Source organism: Natrinema salinisoli (assembly GCF_020405205.1).
GTDB classification, from domain to species: domain Archaea; phylum Halobacteriota; class Halobacteria; order Halobacteriales; family Natrialbaceae; genus Natrinema; species Natrinema salinisoli.
The window spans coordinates 3,326,097-3,340,837 of sequence record NZ_CP084469.1; the positions used below are offsets into that span (position 1 = coordinate 3,326,097).

Below are 14,741 nucleotides of genomic sequence, written 5' to 3' on the forward strand. Positions count from 1 at the left end.
CTACCTGCCTGTAGTATCTCGTGATAGCCGCTTCTCTCCCGATAGCCGACACGCACACCCACACCAATACATGGTAGACGTAAGCCAACACGAACTGGTTCCGGAGCACACGGTCCTCGAGGACGACGCGCTCGAGGAGGTGCTCGAGGAATACGACATCGATCGCACAGATTTACCGAAAATACAGCGCAAAGATCCTGCACTCCCCGACGAGGCGGAGGTCGGCGACGTGATCAAGATCGTCCGCGACTCGCGGACGACCGAGCAGGCAATCATCTATCGACTCGTGGTAGAATAAATGGCAATGGAACTGAACCGCGACAAGCGACGAGAGATTTCACGCGAATATTTCTCGAAGGAACGGATCGCCGAACACCACTACCGCTCGTTCAACGCCTTCCTCAACCGAGGGATGCAAGAGGTCGTCGACGAGAAGGCGACGATCGATACGGACATCGGCGACAAGGAAGGGGAAGAGCCGGTCCACGTCGAGCTGGGCGACGTTCGGGTCGTCACGCCACGCGTTCGGGAGGCGGACGGCTCCGAAGAACTGCTTTACCCGCAGGAGGCGCGCCTTCGCAACATCACCTACTCGGCGCCGGTGTTCATGGAGATGTCCATCGTCAAGGGCGAGGAAGGCGACCAGCGGGTCGTCGACTCGACCGAGACGAAGATCGGACGGATGCCGATCATGGTCGGCTCCGACAAGTGTAACATCGCCGGCTTCTCCGACGAGGAACTGATCGAGATCGGCGAGGACCCTGCAGACCCAGGCGGCTACTTCATCGTTAATGGGTCGGAGCGGGTGCTGATGACGAGCGAGGACCTCGCACCGAACAAGATCCTCGCGGAGTACGACACCAAGTACGGCGACGAAATTCAGGTCGCCAAGACCTTCTCCCAGCGCCGCGGCTACCGCGCGCTGGTGCTCTGCGAACGGACGCGTGACGGCTTGCTCGAGGTGTCGTTCCCCTCGGTGTCGGGCTCGATCAACTTCGTGACCCTCGTGCGCGCGCTGGGTCTCGAATCGGACGAGGAAATCGTCCACAAGGTCTCCAACGACCCCGAGGTCGTCAAGTACATGCTGGAGAACCTTGAGGAAGCGGAGGTCCAGACCGAGGAGGAAGCCATCGAGGAACTCGGGAAGCGCGTCGCCTCCGGCCAGGGGAAGAACTACCAGCTCAAGCGGGCCAACTACGTCATCGACCGCTACCTCCTGCCCCATCTCCACGAGGACGGCGTCGAGGAGGAAGACGTCCGGATCAACAAGGCCCACTACCTCTGTCGGATGGCCGAGGCCTGTTTCGAACTCGCGCTCGGACGGCGCGAATCCGACGACAAGGACCACTACGCGAACAAGCGGCTGAAGGTCAGCGGCGACCTGATGAAAGACCTGTTCCGGACCGCGCTGAACAAGCTGGCCCGGGACGTGAAGTACCAGCTCGAGCGCGCCAACATGCGCAACCGACAGCTCTCGGTCAACACGGTCGTCCGATCGGACGTCCTGACCGAACGCCTCGAGCACCCGATCGCGACAGGTAACTGGGTCGGCGGCCGCTCCGGCGTAAGCCAGCTGGTCGACCGGACGGACTTCATGGGGGTTCTCTCCCACCTGCGTCGGCTTCGGAGCCCGCTCTCGCGGAGCCAACCGCACTTCGAGGCGCGGGACCTGCACGCGACCCAGTGGGGTCGCATCGGCCCCTCCGAGACGCCGGAGGGACCGAACTGTGGGCTGGTGAAGAACTTCGCGCAGTCGATGGAACTCTCCCAGAACGTCGAGGACGAACAGGAACTCAAACGCGAACTCGCATCGATGGGCGTCGAGGGAATTCCCGGCCTCGAGGGTATCGAACGGACGACCGCATCAGGGGACGACTAAATCATGAGCAGCCAACAACGAGAGGCGAAAGTCTACGTCAACGGGTCGCTGGTGGGGACACACCCCGATCCGCACGAACTCGCAGAACAGATCCGCGAAGCGCGACGCATCGGCGACGTCAGCGAGATGGTCAACGTCTCGGTCAAAGACCGCACCCGCGAAGTGATCGTCAACGCCGACGCGGGACGGGCCCGACGACCCCTGCTGGTCGTCGAGGACGGCGAACCTCGCATCTCCGATCAGGAGATCGAGGCGCTCCAGGACGGCGACCTCGAGTTCGAGGACCTCGTCGACCACGGTTACATCGAGTTCATCGACGCCGAGGAGGAAGAGGACATCCTCGTCGGCGTCGACGAGGACGATCTGACCGAGAAGCACACGCACCTCGAGATCGACCCGTCGCTGATCTTCTCGATCGGTGCGGGGATGATCCCGTATCCCGAGCACAACGCCTCGCCCCGCATTACGATGGGGGCGGGGATGATCAAGCAGTCGCTGGGGCTGCCGAGCGCGAACTACCGGATCCGGCCGGACACGCGCCAGCACCTGCTGCACTACCCGCAGCTCTCGATGGTGAAGACCCAGACGACCGAGCAGATCGGCTACGACGAGCGGCCGGCCGCGCAGAACTTCGTCGTCGCCGTGATGAGCTACGAGGGATTCAACATCGAGGACGCGCTGGTCATGAACAAGGCCAGCGTCGAGCGCGCGCTCGCGCGGTCACACTTCTTCCGGACCTACGAGGGCGAGGAACGCCGCTACCCCGGCGGTCAGGAGGATCGCTTCGAGATTCCGAGCCAGGACGTCCGCGGCGCCCGCGGCGAGGAAGCCTACACCCACCTCGACGAGGACGGCCTCGTCAACCCCGAGACGACGGTCGACGAGAACTCCGTCCTGCTCGGGAAGACGAGCCCGCCCCGTTTCCTCGAGGAGCCCGACGACATGGGCGGTCTCTCGCCCCAGAAGCGGCGTGAGACCTCCGTCACCATGCGATCTGGCGAGTCAGGGATCGTCGACACCGTCACGCTCATGGAGGGCGAGGACGGCTCGAAGCTCTCGAAGGTCTCCGTGCGCGACGAACGGATCCCCGAACTCGGGGACAAGTTCGCGTCGCGACACGGCCAGAAGGGGGTCGTCGGCCACCTCGCGCCACAGGAGGACATGCCGTTTACCGAGGAGGGCGTCGTCCCCGACCTCGTCCTGAATCCGCACGCGCTGCCGTCGCGGATGACGGTCGGTCACATTCTCGAGATGATCGGCGGCAAACTCGGCTCGATGGAAGGTCGTCGGGTCGACGGCACGCCGTTCCTCGGCGAGGACGAGGACGAACTCCGCAAGGGGCTCGAGGACGCCGGCTTCAACTCCGCCGGCAAGGAGACCATGTACTCCGGGATCTCCGGCGAGAAGATCGACGCCGAGATCTTCGTCGGGGTCATTTTCTACCAGAAGCTCTACCACATGGTCTCGAACAAACTGCACGCCCGTTCGCGCGGGCCGGTGCAGGTGCTGACCCGCCAGCCGACGGAGGGGCGCGCCCGCGAGGGTGGCCTCCGTATCGGGGAGATGGAACGCGACGTGTTCATCGGCCACGGGGCGGCCATGACGCTGAAGGAACGACTGCTCGACGAGTCCGACCGCGAGTTCATCCACGTCTGTGCGAACTGCGGGATGAGCGCGGTCGAAAACGTCGAACAACGGCGCGTCTACTGTCCGAACTGCGACGAGGAAACCGATATCCACGAAATCGAGATGAGCTACGCCTTCAAGCTCCTCTTGGACGAGATGAAGGCCCTGGGTATCGCACCGCGACTCGAACTGGAGGACGCCGTCTAAACCATGCAAAACAGTAGTACACCGAAAGACATCGGACAGATCTCCTTCGGGCTCATGGAGCCCGAGGAATATCGGGAGATGAGCGCGACGAAGATCATCACCGCCGACACCTACGACGACGACGGGTTCCCCATCGACATGGGGCTGATGGACCCGCGACTCGGCGTGATCGACCCCGGCCTCGAATGCAAGACCTGCGGCAAGCACTCGGGTTCCTGTAACGGCCACTTCGGCCACATCGAACTGGCCGCGCCCGTGATCCACGTCGGCTTCACGAAACTCATCCGGCGGCTCCTGCGAGGGACCTGTCGGGAGTGTTCGAAGCTCCTCCTCACCGAGGACGAACGCGACGAGTTCCGCGATCAGCTCGACGAATCCCGGAAGCTGAGCCGGGATCTCAACGACGTGACCAAGGCCGCGATCCGGCAGGCCCGCAAGAAGGACAAGTGTCCCTTCTGTGGCGAGATCCAGTACGATATCGACCACGAGAAGCCGACGACCTACTACGAGGTCCAGCAGGTCCTGACCAGCGAGTACTCCCAGCGCATCGCCGGTGCGATGCAGGGCGACGAGGAAGAAGGCATCGAGCGGACGACGCCCGACGAACTCGCGGAGAAGACCGAGATCGAACTCACTCGAGTCAACGAGATCCTGTCGGGCTCCTTCCGTCCGCGCGAAAATCAGCGCAAGGCCATCGAGAAGGCCCTGGACATCGACCTGACCGAGGAGGACACGAACAAGCTGATGCCCAGCGATATCCGGGACTGGTTCGAGAACATCCCGGACGAGGACATCGAGGTACTCGGGATCAACCCCGAACGATCCCGTCCCGAGTGGATGATCCTCACCGTCCTCCCCGTCCCGCCGGTCACCGCGCGACCGTCGATTACGCTGGACAACGGCCAGCGCTCCGAGGACGATCTCACTCACAAGCTGGTCGACATCATCCGGATCAACCAGCGGTTCATGGAGAACCGCGAGGCCGGCGCGCCCCAGCTGATCATCGAGGACCTCTGGGAACTGCTGCAGTACCACGTCACGACCTTCATGGACAACGAGATATCGGGCACGCCGCCGGCGCGACACCGCTCCGGTCGGCCGCTCAAGACCCTCTCCCAACGACTCAAGGGCAAGGAGGGTCGCTTCCGCGGCTCGCTGTCCGGGAAGCGCGTGAATTTCTCGGCTCGTACCGTCATCTCGCCGGACCCGACCCTCTCGCTGAACGAGGTCGGCGTCCCGGATCGCGTGGCGAAGGAGATGACCCAGACGATGAACGTCACCGAGCGCAACCTCGAGGACGCCCGTCGGTTCGTCTCGAACGGGCCCGAGGGCCACCCCGGCGCGAACTACGTCCGACGGCCGGACGGTCGTCGACTGAAGGTGACCGAGAAGAACTGCGAACAGCTCGCCGAGAAGGTCGAGGCCGGCTGGGAGGTCAACCGCCACCTCATCGACGGCGACATCGTCATCTTCAACCGCCAGCCGTCGCTCCACCGGATGTCGATCATGGCCCACGAGGTCGTGGTCATGCCGTACAAGACGTTCCGACTGAACACCGTCGTCTGTCCGCCGTACAACGCCGACTTCGACGGCGACGAGATGAACATGCACGCGCTGCAAAACGAAGAGGCACGCGCCGAAGCGCGCGTCCTCATGCGCGTCCAGGAACAGATGCTCTCGCCGCGCTTCGGTGAGAACATCATCGGGGCCATTCAGGACCACATCTCCGGGATGTATCTCCTGACCCACGACAACCCCCGATTCAACGAGACGCAGGCGCTGGACCTGCTCCGTGCGACCCGGATCGACGAGCTGCCGGAACCCAGCGGCATCGACGACGAGGGCGAGCCGTTCTGGACCGGGTACGCCGTCTTCTCCGAACTGCTGCCCGACGATCTCGACCTCGAGTTCACGGGCACGATCGGCGACGAGGTCGTTATCGAGGACGGCCAGTTGCTGCAGGGAACCATCGCGGAGGACGAGGTCGGCGAGTTCGGCGGCGAGATCGTCGACACGATCACGAAGGTCTACGGTAACACTCGCGCCCGGATCTTCGTCAACGAGGTCTCGACGCTGGCGATGCGTGCCATCATGCACTTCGGGTTCTCGATCGGGATCGACGACGAGACGATCCCGGAGGAGGCCCAGTCCCGCATCGACGAGACGATCGACGACGCCAACGACCGCGTCGAAGAACTCATCGAGGCCTACGACAACGGCGAGCTCGAGAGTCTCCCCGGTCGGACGATCGACGAGACGCTCGAGATGAAAATCATGCAGACGCTCTCGCGTGCGCGTGACAACGCCGGGAACATCGCCGACGAGCACTTCCAGGACGACAACCCCGCCGTCGTCATGGCCAACTCCGGTGCCCGTGGGTCGATGCTCAACCTGACCCAGATGGCCGGTGCGGTCGGCCAGCAGGCGGTTCGGGGCGAGCGAATCAACCGCGGCTACGAGGATCGGACCCTCAGCCACTACGAACCCAACGACCTCTCGGCCGAGGCACACGGCTTCGTCGAGAACTCCTACACGAGCGGGCTCACGCCGCGGGAGTTCTTCTTCCACGCGATGGGCGGCCGCGAGGGCCTGGTCGACACAGCAGTCCGGACCTCCAAGTCCGGCTACCTGCAGCGTCGGCTGATCAACGCCCTCTCGGAACTCGAGACCCAGTACGACGGCACGGTCCGGGACACCTCGGATACGATCGTCCAGTTCGAGTTCGGCGAGGACGGCACCTCGCCGGTCAAGGTTTCCTCCGGGGACGACAACAACATCGACGTCGAGCACATCGCCAACCGCGTGCTCGACTCCGAGTTCGACTCCGAGGAGGAGCGCGAGGAGTTCTTCGGCTCCAAGCCGCGGCCGACGAATCTCTCCGAACACGCCGACGATCGACTGACCGAGGGTACGGAGGTGACCTCCGATGACTAACGTCCACTACAACGTCGACGACGACACGATCGCGGTCGTCGAGGACACCGACCTTCCCCGACGGCTCAAGGACGAGGTCTACGAGACGCTCGAAGGACGCGAGGGCGCGACGGTCGAGGACGCCGACGAACTCGCGAAGGCGGTCGAGACCCGGTATCTCGACACCCGCGTCGATCCGCTCGACCCCGTCGGGACGGTCTCGGCGCAGTCGATCGGCGAACCCGGAACGCAGCTGACGATGAACACGTTCCACTACGCGGGGGTCGCGGAGATCGACGTGACCCAGGGGCTGCCCCGACTGATCGAGCTGGTCGACGCTCGGAAGACCCCGGACACGCCGATGATGACCGTCTACCTCGAGGGCGAGTACGCCACCGAGCGCGAGAAGGCCCACGAGGTCGTCTGGAACATCGAGGCGACCAAGATCCTCGCGCTGGGCGACGTCTCGACGAACGTCGCGGACATGCGCGTCCAGATCGCGCTCAACGAGGACACCCTCGAAGAGCGGATGATCTCCGCCGAGGAAGTCGCGGGGATCATCGAGGACTCGCTCGGCGTGAAGACGGTCCAGCAGGGCGCCCAGATCGAGTTCGGCCCCGAAGAGCCGTCCTACCGCGACCTCCTCCAGCTCGTCGAGGAGCTACGCGAGATTACCTTCAAGGGAATCGAAGAGGTCTCCCGGGTCGTCATCCGCCGCGAGGAACTCGAGGATGGCGAGGAGTTCGTCCTCTACACCGAGGGGTCGGCCTTCGGCGACGCCCTCGAGATCGAGGGCGTCGACGCGTCGCGGACGACGTGTAACAACATCCACGAGATCCACCGGAATCTCGGGATCGAGGCGGCCCGCGAAGCGATCATCGAGGAGACGAACAACACGCTCGCCGAGCAGGGGCTGGACGACGTGAACGTCCGGCACCTGATGCTCGTCGCGGACATGATGACGAACCGCGGCGAGATCGAGTCGATCGGTCGCCACGGCATTTCGGGCTCGAAGGAGTCCGTCCTCGCCCGCGCGGCGTTCGAGGTGACGGTCAACCACCTGCTCAACGCCGCGATTCACGGCGAAGTCGATGACCTCGACGGCGTGACGGAGAACGTCATCGTCGGAAAGCCGATCAAGCTCGGCACCGGCGACGTCGATCTCCGGATGGGATCGACCACCTCCGGAAACAGTCAAGCCGACTGATCGATGGGTGTCACCCTCGACGACGACGCTCGGCAGTACCTCGCCGCCTTCGAAGACGTAACGGGCGTGGACGGTCGGGACTGTCTCGTCACCGACGGCGGTGACAGCCTCTTGATCCTCGTCGAACGCGGCGGTATGAGCGAGGCGATCGGTCCCGACGGCCGGACGGTCAAGCAGTTCGAAGATCGGACCGACGCACAGGTTCGCCTCGTCGAAGACGCGGACGAGGCGGAGACGTTCGTCGCGAACGTCCTCGCACCGGCGGCGGTGTACAACGTCACGATCAGCGAGAACAACGACACCGTCGCCTACGTCGAGGTCGCGGAGGACGATCGCGGCGTCGCGATCGGGTCGAACGGGCGAACGATCGACGCCGCCCGAACCCTCGCGGATCGGCACTTCGGGATCGACGACATCCAGCTGATCTAACGGTCCTCGCTTCGAGGGAGGACGGTCGTCTCGATGCACGACCGGTGTGATTTCTAGCGTTCGGTTCCGTCCCCAACCCCGTAACAGTCGCGCGTCTCGCGTTCCGTTCGGGTTTCACAGTATCGCTGGCTCGTCGGCAGCGATTTCGCCCGACGATAAAAATGGTGTCCCGTCGCCACCCCCCAATCCCTTACTTCGAGTCGCCCCGTTTCCCCTCGAGAAGGTCGGCAGGGACCGGACACCCACAGGGCGTGGCCTTGTGGGTGATCGGGCCGTAGCTGACGACCAGCGCGATGGGGGAATCGCAGTGGGGACACCGAAGCGGTTCTCGTCCGCCCGGCGAGTTACTGGCGGCGATCGTGTCAGCGTCGACCGTCAGATCGTCGAGTCCGGACGAGTCGTCGGCATCGTCCTCGCTCATCGGCTCCCTCGTTCGATTCGGTTCCGTTGTCGGAACGGCCACTCGAGCGCGGCGGCTACTCGTGTGCGATACTGTCGTCGTGCGAGACGTTTATGTCTCGGTAGCAGTAAGCGAAACATGGCTTTCGAATCCCTCGTGCGGGATTGGAAGCCAGTCTCGGGTGTCCTCGCACCCGGGGCACTTTCGTACGCCCCCGCTGGAGTCTGACTTCCAGCCAAATATTCAACGGAAATTCACTTATATCTAATGGAAAATGTCGGGTAGAGAGCAGCGTTTCTATCGAAAGCTGCCGTGACGTGCGCATCTCGGCCAGTATTCTCCATTTCGTCGCGCTTCGATTCCAACTCGTTCGCAACCGACGGGTGTCTCCTCGCTCGTGTGCGACACCTCACCGACCGTTCGGCCAGTGTGACAGCCAGGAAACCTCTCGCCCGCCGAGCGGCGCTAACCATCGCTCCGACGGTAACTCGAGTCAGCGAAACGCCCGCAGAGACGGCGAGCAATGTTCCTAAAGCGATCTGGCGGCGTTACGCCGGCTTCGAAACGGGTCGCTTAAGTGCCTTCGTTGGGAACTCACCTCCATGGCAAACGGCAAATACGCCGCGCGCAAGCTCAAGAAGGACCGCCAGAATCAGCGGTGGTCCGACTCGGACTACGCGCGCCGCGCCCGTGGACTTCGCGAGAAGTCCGACCCGCTCGAGGGCGCGCCCCAGGCTCGTGGTATCGTACTCGAAAAGGTCGGCATCGAAGCCAAACAGCCCAACTCGGCGATCCGAAAGTGCGTCCGAGTCCAGCTGATCAAGAACGGGAAGCAGGTCACCGCGTTCTGTCCCGGTGACGGCGCTATTTCGTTCATCGACGAACACGACGAAGTCACCATCGCCGGGATCGGTGGGGCGAAGGGTCGTGCGATGGGCGACCTCTCCGGCGTCAACTACAAGGTCGACAAGGTCAACGGCGTCGCGATAAAAGAACTCGTTCGCGGAAACGCCGAAAAGCCGGTGCGATAATCATGGCTGCAGAAGATCAACCGGACCCGGACGCCCCGGCCGGTGGCGCAGACGTTTCGGCGAAGCTGTTCGGCACGTGGGAGATCGGCGAACTCGAGTACGCCGACCCCTCGACCGAGCGCTACATCACGGTTTCCCCCGTCGCTCACACCGCGGGTCGCCACGCCAGCAAGCAGTTCAAGAAGTCCGAGATCTCGATCGTCGAGCGCTTCATCAACCGCTTGATGCAGACCGAGGAGAACACGGGCAAGAAACAGCAGTCGCTCAACTACGTCCGCGATGCGTTCGATCTCATCCACGAGCGCACCGAGGAGAACCCGATTCAGGTGCTCGTCACGGCCGTCGAGAACGCGGCCCCGCGTGAGGAGACGGTTCGCCTGAAGTACGGTGGGATTTCGGTCCCGAAGGCCGTCGACGTCGCCCCGCAGCGCCGCGTCGACCAGGCCCTGAAGTTCCTCGCGGAGGGCGTCTACAACGACTCGTTCAAGACGACGACGGACGTCGAGGAGGCGATCGCCAACCAGCTCATCGGCGCGTCCAACTACGACGTCCAGACCTACGCGGTCAGCCAGAAAGAGGAGAAAGAGCGCGTCGCGGCAGCCGCTCGCTAACGCGAGTTCCGTTCGGCTTTCTTCGTTTTCTCCGTCGCCACCAGTGACATCCACAAGCCAACGCGGCGGTGTTCTGCTGTCGACTCAATCGTCTTCGACCGTGCGAGACGACTCGAAAGGGGTCCACCGGATCGCCGAGCGTCGCGGCGTCGATACTGAGCGGCTACGCCCGGAGTATCGACGCAGACGCCCTGCAGGAGGACGTTACGCCCGGTCGACCGGGAGCCATTCGGACGAGTAAGCGCCGTCGTCGATGACCCATCGTTCCTGTGCGTCGCCGTTCCGTTCCCGGAGTTCGACGATCACGTCGAAAAGCGGCGACAGGGTCGGGACGACCCTGGCGTCCCGGTCCACCGGCAGGTGGTACTGGGCCATCCCGCCGACGTGTCGGGTTCGCCCGTTGATCAGGTGCAGAAACTTGAACACGCGTTGTTTTCCGTACGCCTCGAGGAGCGGGACCAGCGAGTCGATGCTGACCCTGACCTCGGCGGGCTCGAGCCCGTTCGCGTCGGCTTCGAAGGCGTCGATCGCGTTCGCGATGGCGATCCCGAGATCGGTTAAGGTGTCGACGTCCGTCGGTCCGGTTTCGCTCGGCCGACTCGATACGGCACCGCGTGCAGCAACGGGAGGGTCCGCTGGATCGTAGCTGATGACCGAGAGCGTGTCCGAATCGGCGTCACCGACGAAGCGGGAGATGTGGTGGGGACCGCTGGTCGTCGAGACGAGGACGCGTCGTCGGACCCGATCGCTGCCGCGGCTGAGGAGCCGCTGGCTGGCGTCTCGATGCTGGGCGGGTTGTACGGACCCGACGACGAGGACGCTCGTTCCCTGCCGTTTCAATCGCGATAGTTCGTCGGAGAACCCCTCTCCTGTCCTTCCCGCGCGGTCCGTTCCCGAGAGCATCTCGTATATGTTGCAGTAATATTAGATCGTAAACAATAAGCGTTCGGGTTAAATTTCGTTCTTTGCAGTCTCGAGCGGTTGTGCTGGGGTTTCAGTCGGATTTGACGGGTCAGTCCGCGGCACGCCCCCCGCCGCCAACGTACGAGCGCGTCGCGTCGACGAGCACCTGCCGATAGGTGCTCGTATCGGGTTCCCGTGCGAGTTCCCTGAACCGGCGTTTGAACCCCTCGAAGTCGATCTCGGGGGCGTCCATCGCGGCCGCGTGCGCGAGATCATACAATCGATGATCCTCGTCGACGAGGTCGTGGCGTTCCGCGAGCGCCAACGCGAACGCCGCGTTGACGGCCGTAATATCGGGATCGGCGCTCGCGGAGAGCCGCTCGAACCCCGGTCCCGGCGGCGTCCCCGGCCGATCGGCGACCGCCGTCGCGAGACTCGACTCGAGGAAGGAGAGGAGCTTTTCGCCGGGGCCGACCGAGAGCGTGATGTCGTCGGCGTAGATGTCCTTCATGTGATTGGCGATCTGGTAGCAATGGGAGAGTTTGCGCCGTTCGACGCTCTTGCCGGCCAGCGCGAGGTAGAGTACTTCTTCCGTCGACTGCGTGTGGGAGGGGTGTTGCTGTTCGTGGCGGGCCATGTGGGCGAACTCGTGGAGGGCGAGTTCGCGGGCCATGGCGCTCGAGGCGGCCTGTCTCGAGATGTTCAGGACGTGGCGGTCGTCGTAGTGGGCGGCCCAGGTCCGTTCGTCGGGGTCGTCGCGCAGCTGGACGTGAACCGGCAGCGACAGCTCCTGTTCGGTTTCGAAGAGGTCGCGGGCGCTGAGGAATGGAGAGGTCGGGCCCGGCCCCTGGACGCGGATATCCATGTGTAGCTATACCAAGAGGCCGACGGGATTTGACTCTTGTGTGCGGTTGCATAGGGTAAAACTCCGGCTCGAGACGAGGACGGATCCGTCTCGACGACGAGCGCTCGTCATCGTCGCATCGGCCGCGAATTATGAGAACGGTTCACTCACTCAAATTGGATATTTCAGCGTTCGGACCGGGAAACCCGACGAATTCCGGCGAGGACGAAACACTACCCTTTTGACCCCGCTGGCGGTAATGGGGGATATATGGGCCGACGCAAGAAGATCGTCCAAGAGTGTGAACGGCTGATGGACGACCCGGAGAACATCCGGAACATCGCCATCGCCGCTCACGTTGACCACGGGAAAACGACGCTGACAGACAATCTGCTGGCTGGTGCCGGTATGATCTCCGACGAGACTGCCGGCGAGCAGCTCGCGATGGACACCGAAGAAGACGAGCAGGAACGCGGGATCACCATCGACGCGGCGAACGTTTCGATGACCCACGAGTACGAGGATCAGAACCACCTGATCAACCTCATCGACACGCCGGGCCACGTCGACTTCGGTGGCGACGTGACCCGAGCGATGCGCGCCGTCGACGGTGCGCTCGTCGTCGTCGACGCCGTCGAAGGGGCGATGCCCCAGACCGAGACGGTGCTGCGCCAGGCCCTCCGCGAGGGCGTCAAGCCGACTCTGTTCATCAACAAGGTCGACCGCCTCATCTCCGAGCTTCAGGAGGGGCCCGAGGAGATGCAGGAGCGACTCCTCTCGGTCATCCGCGACGTGAACGAGCTCATCCGCGGCATGACCGAGGACATGGACGACATCGACGACTGGACCGTCTCCGTCGAAGAGGGGACCGTCGGGTTCGGCTCCGCGCTGTACAAGTGGGGCGTCTCCATGCCCTCGATGCAGCGCACCGGGATGGACTTCGCCGAGATCATGGAACTCGAGCGCGCCGACAAGCGCCAGGAGCTCCACGAGCGGACGCCGCTGTCGGACGTCGTGCTCGACATGGTCTGTGAGCACTTCCCGAACCCGGTCAACGCACAGCCCCGTCGTATTCCGCGCATCTGGCGCGGTGACGCCGAGTCGGACCTCGCGGACTCGATGCGCCTCGTCGACGAGGACGGCGAGGTCGTCCTGATGGTCACCGACATCGCGATGGACCCCCACGCGGGCGAAGTCGCCAGTGGCCGCGTCTTCTCGGGTACCCTCGAGAAGGGTCAGGAACTGTACGTCTCCGGGACGGCAGGCAAGAACCGCGTTCAGTCCGTGGGCGTCTACATGGGCGGCGAGCGCGAGGAAGTCGAGGAGGTTCCGGCCGGGAACATCGCTGCCGTCACCGGTCTCAAGGACGCGATCGCCGGCTCGACCGTCTCCAGCGTCGAGATGACGCCGTTCGAGACGATCGAGCACATCTCCGAGCCGGTCATTACGAAGGCCGTCGAGGCCAAGAACATGGACGACCTGCCGAAGCTGATCGAGACGCTCCGACAGGTCTCCAAGGAGGACCCGACGATCCAGATCGAGATCAACGAGGACACCGGCGAACACCTGATCTCCGGACAGGGTGAGCTCCACCTCGAGGTCATCACCCAGCGTATCGAGAAGAACCAGGGCATTCCGGTCAACACCGGCGAACCGATCGTCGTCTACCGCGAGCAGCCCCAGCAGGCCAGCGATCAGGTCGAGGGCATCTCGCCGAACCGTCACAACCGCTTCTACATCTCCATCGAACCGATGACGGACGACCTCGTCGAGACGATCCAGCGCGGCGAGGCCTCGATGGACATGCCCGAGCAGGACCGCCGTGAGGCCCTGCAGGAGGCCGGCATGGACAAGGATACGTCCCAGAACGTCGAGCACATGCACGGGACGAACATCCTCATCGACGACACGAAGGGTATCCAGCACCTGAACGAGACGATGGAACTCGTCATCGAGGGCCTCGAGGAAGCCCTCGACAACGGTCCGCTGGCGAACGAGCCGGTGCAGGGGACGCTCATCCGGCTCCACGACGCCCGACTCCACGAGGACACCATCCACCGCGGCCCGGCACAGGTCATCCCCGCGACCCGGAACGCGCTCCACAAGGCGCTGATCGACGGGAAGATCAAGATGCTCGAGCCGATGCAGGACGTCCGCATCGACGTGCCCAACGACCACATGGGCGCCGCGTCCGGCGAGATTCAGGGCCGTCGTGGCCGCGTCGACGACATGTACCAGGAAGGCGACCTCATGGTCGTCGAGGGCATCGCGCCCGTCGGCGAGATGATCGGCTTCGCGAGCGACATCCGCTCCGCGACCGAGGGCCGTGCCTCCTGGAACACCGAGAACGCCGGCTTCGAGGTCATGTCCAACTCCCTCCAGCGCGACAAGATCATGGAGATCCGCGAGCGCAAGGGCATGAAGCTCGAGCTGCCGCCGGCGATCGACTACCTCTAAGCGCGATTCGATCCCAGCCCGGTCTTCGTTCTCTTTCGTCTGCGACGCTGTCAGCGATGCGTCCGATATCAGGCCGGCAGGATCTTCGCGTAGAAGGGAACCATTACGAGGAAGACGAAGAACGCGACCACCCACGAGAACAGGGCCAGCGCACCGACGACGAACATCACCCCGACGATCAGTGCGATCACTTTCTCTCGGAGAGTGATGTGCATAGCTGTCGATTCTCGGGTT

General features: G+C 63.7%; 13 protein-coding genes. 9 read left to right on the plus strand and 4 right to left on the minus strand.

Annotated elements, in window-relative coordinates:
• The first annotated feature begins 70 nt into the window (after nucleotides 1–70).
• Genes LDB05_RS16455 through LDB05_RS16480 form a run of 6 tightly spaced genes read left to right on the plus strand, consistent with a single transcriptional unit; the run spans nucleotide 71 to nucleotide 8,261 of the window.
• Nucleotides 71–298 (plus strand): DNA-directed RNA polymerase subunit H, encoded by a 228-nt coding sequence (locus LDB05_RS16455; RefSeq protein WP_226005068.1) that lies wholly within the window; start codon nucleotides 71–73, stop codon nucleotides 296–298.
• On the plus strand, nucleotides 299–1,879 hold the full coding sequence (locus LDB05_RS16460; protein WP_226005069.1) for a DNA-directed RNA polymerase subunit B'': 1,581 nt from the start codon (nucleotides 299–301) through the stop codon (nucleotides 1,877–1,879).
• A gap of 3 nt (nucleotides 1,880–1,882) precedes the next feature.
• Entirely contained in the window at nucleotides 1,883–3,712 is a 1,830-nt protein-coding gene (gene rpoB / locus LDB05_RS16465; protein ID WP_226005070.1) for a DNA-directed RNA polymerase subunit B, read from the plus strand.
• Nucleotides 3,713–3,715: 3 nt separating this feature from the next.
• Nucleotides 3,716–6,646 (plus strand): DNA-directed RNA polymerase subunit A', encoded by a 2,931-nt coding sequence (locus LDB05_RS16470; RefSeq protein WP_226005071.1) that lies wholly within the window; start codon nucleotides 3,716–3,718, stop codon nucleotides 6,644–6,646.
• Entirely contained in the window at nucleotides 6,639–7,832 is a 1,194-nt protein-coding gene (gene rpoA2 / locus LDB05_RS16475) for a DNA-directed RNA polymerase subunit A'' (protein WP_226005072.1), read from the plus strand. Before LDB05_RS16470 ends, rpoA2 begins: the two co-directional genes overlap by 8 nt.
• 3 nt (nucleotides 7,833–7,835) lie before the next feature.
• Nucleotides 7,836–8,261: a NusA-like transcription termination signal-binding factor gene (locus LDB05_RS16480; RefSeq protein ID WP_226005073.1), complete on the plus strand. Its 426-nt coding sequence runs from the start codon at nucleotides 7,836–7,838 to the stop codon at nucleotides 8,259–8,261.
• A 190-nt stretch (nucleotides 8,262–8,451) separates the two neighbouring features.
• Here LDB05_RS16480 and LDB05_RS16485 read toward each other — a convergent pair whose 3' ends face one another.
• Nucleotides 8,452–8,682 carry a hypothetical protein gene (locus LDB05_RS16485; protein WP_226005074.1) on the minus strand — a complete coding sequence of 77 codons (231 nt, stop codon included), beginning with the start codon at nucleotides 8,680–8,682 and terminating at the stop codon, nucleotides 8,452–8,454.
• A 581-nt stretch (nucleotides 8,683–9,263) separates the two neighbouring features.
• On the opposite strand from LDB05_RS16485, the gene LDB05_RS16490 reads away from it, so the two are divergent.
• Together LDB05_RS16490 and LDB05_RS16495 are read left to right on the plus strand one after the other, a co-directional pair.
• Nucleotides 9,264–9,692 carry a 30S ribosomal protein S12 gene (locus tag LDB05_RS16490; protein WP_226005075.1) on the plus strand — a complete coding sequence of 143 codons (429 nt, stop codon included), beginning with the start codon at nucleotides 9,264–9,266 and terminating at the stop codon, nucleotides 9,690–9,692.
• 2 nt (nucleotides 9,693–9,694) lie between these two features.
• Nucleotides 9,695–10,303 (plus strand): 30S ribosomal protein S7, encoded by a 609-nt coding sequence (locus tag LDB05_RS16495; protein ID WP_226005076.1) that lies wholly within the window; start codon nucleotides 9,695–9,697, stop codon nucleotides 10,301–10,303.
• Nucleotides 10,304–10,507: 204 nt separating this feature from the next.
• Here the strand turns inward: LDB05_RS16495 and LDB05_RS16500 are convergent, their stop codons facing one another.
• Both LDB05_RS16500 and LDB05_RS16505 read right to left on the minus strand, forming a co-directional pair.
• Nucleotides 10,508–11,206, minus strand: a complete 699-nt coding sequence (locus LDB05_RS16500; protein ID WP_226005077.1) for a DUF7504 family protein — start codon at nucleotides 11,204–11,206, stop codon at nucleotides 10,508–10,510.
• A 109-nt stretch (nucleotides 11,207–11,315) separates the two neighbouring features.
• Entirely contained in the window at nucleotides 11,316–12,071 is a 756-nt protein-coding gene (locus tag LDB05_RS16505; protein WP_226005078.1) for a DUF5781 family protein, read from the minus strand.
• A 249-nt stretch (nucleotides 12,072–12,320) separates the two neighbouring features.
• On the opposite strand from LDB05_RS16505, the gene LDB05_RS16510 reads away from it, so the two are divergent.
• Complete coding sequence (locus LDB05_RS16510) at nucleotides 12,321–14,507, plus strand: elongation factor EF-2 (protein WP_226005079.1); 2,187 nt, start codon at nucleotides 12,321–12,323, stop codon at nucleotides 14,505–14,507.
• Nucleotides 14,508–14,575: 68 nt separating this feature from the next.
• Here LDB05_RS16510 and LDB05_RS16515 read toward each other — a convergent pair whose 3' ends face one another.
• Nucleotides 14,576–14,722, minus strand: coding sequence for a hypothetical protein (locus LDB05_RS16515; RefSeq protein WP_226005080.1), 147 nt, complete (start codon nucleotides 14,720–14,722; stop codon nucleotides 14,576–14,578).
• Between the last annotated feature and the right edge of the window lie 19 nt (nucleotides 14,723–14,741).

Coding starts and splice junctions, on each gene's coding strand:
- LDB05_RS16455 (WP_226005068.1), top strand. CDS start 71: ATGGTAGACGTAAGCCAACACGAACTGGTTCCGGAGCACACGGTCCTC.
- LDB05_RS16460 (WP_226005069.1), top strand. CDS start 299: ATGGCAATGGAACTGAACCGCGACAAGCGACGAGAGATTTCACGCGAA.
- rpoB (WP_226005070.1), top strand. CDS start 1,883: ATGAGCAGCCAACAACGAGAGGCGAAAGTCTACGTCAACGGGTCGCTG.
- LDB05_RS16470 (WP_226005071.1), top strand. CDS start 3,716: ATGCAAAACAGTAGTACACCGAAAGACATCGGACAGATCTCCTTCGGG.
- rpoA2 (WP_226005072.1), top strand. CDS start 6,639: ATGACTAACGTCCACTACAACGTCGACGACGACACGATCGCGGTCGTC.
- LDB05_RS16480 (WP_226005073.1), top strand. CDS start 7,836: ATGGGTGTCACCCTCGACGACGACGCTCGGCAGTACCTCGCCGCCTTC.
- LDB05_RS16485 (WP_226005074.1), bottom strand. CDS start 8,682: ATGAGCGAGGACGATGCCGACGACTCGTCCGGACTCGACGATCTGACG.
- LDB05_RS16490 (WP_226005075.1), top strand. CDS start 9,264: ATGGCAAACGGCAAATACGCCGCGCGCAAGCTCAAGAAGGACCGCCAG.
- LDB05_RS16495 (WP_226005076.1), top strand. CDS start 9,695: ATGGCTGCAGAAGATCAACCGGACCCGGACGCCCCGGCCGGTGGCGCA.
- LDB05_RS16500 (WP_226005077.1), bottom strand. CDS start 11,206: ATGCTCTCGGGAACGGACCGCGCGGGAAGGACAGGAGAGGGGTTCTCC.
- LDB05_RS16505 (WP_226005078.1), bottom strand. CDS start 12,071: ATGGATATCCGCGTCCAGGGGCCGGGCCCGACCTCTCCATTCCTCAGC.
- LDB05_RS16510 (WP_226005079.1), top strand. CDS start 12,321: ATGGGCCGACGCAAGAAGATCGTCCAAGAGTGTGAACGGCTGATGGAC.
- LDB05_RS16515 (WP_226005080.1), bottom strand. CDS start 14,722: ATGCACATCACTCTCCGAGAGAAAGTGATCGCACTGATCGTCGGGGTG.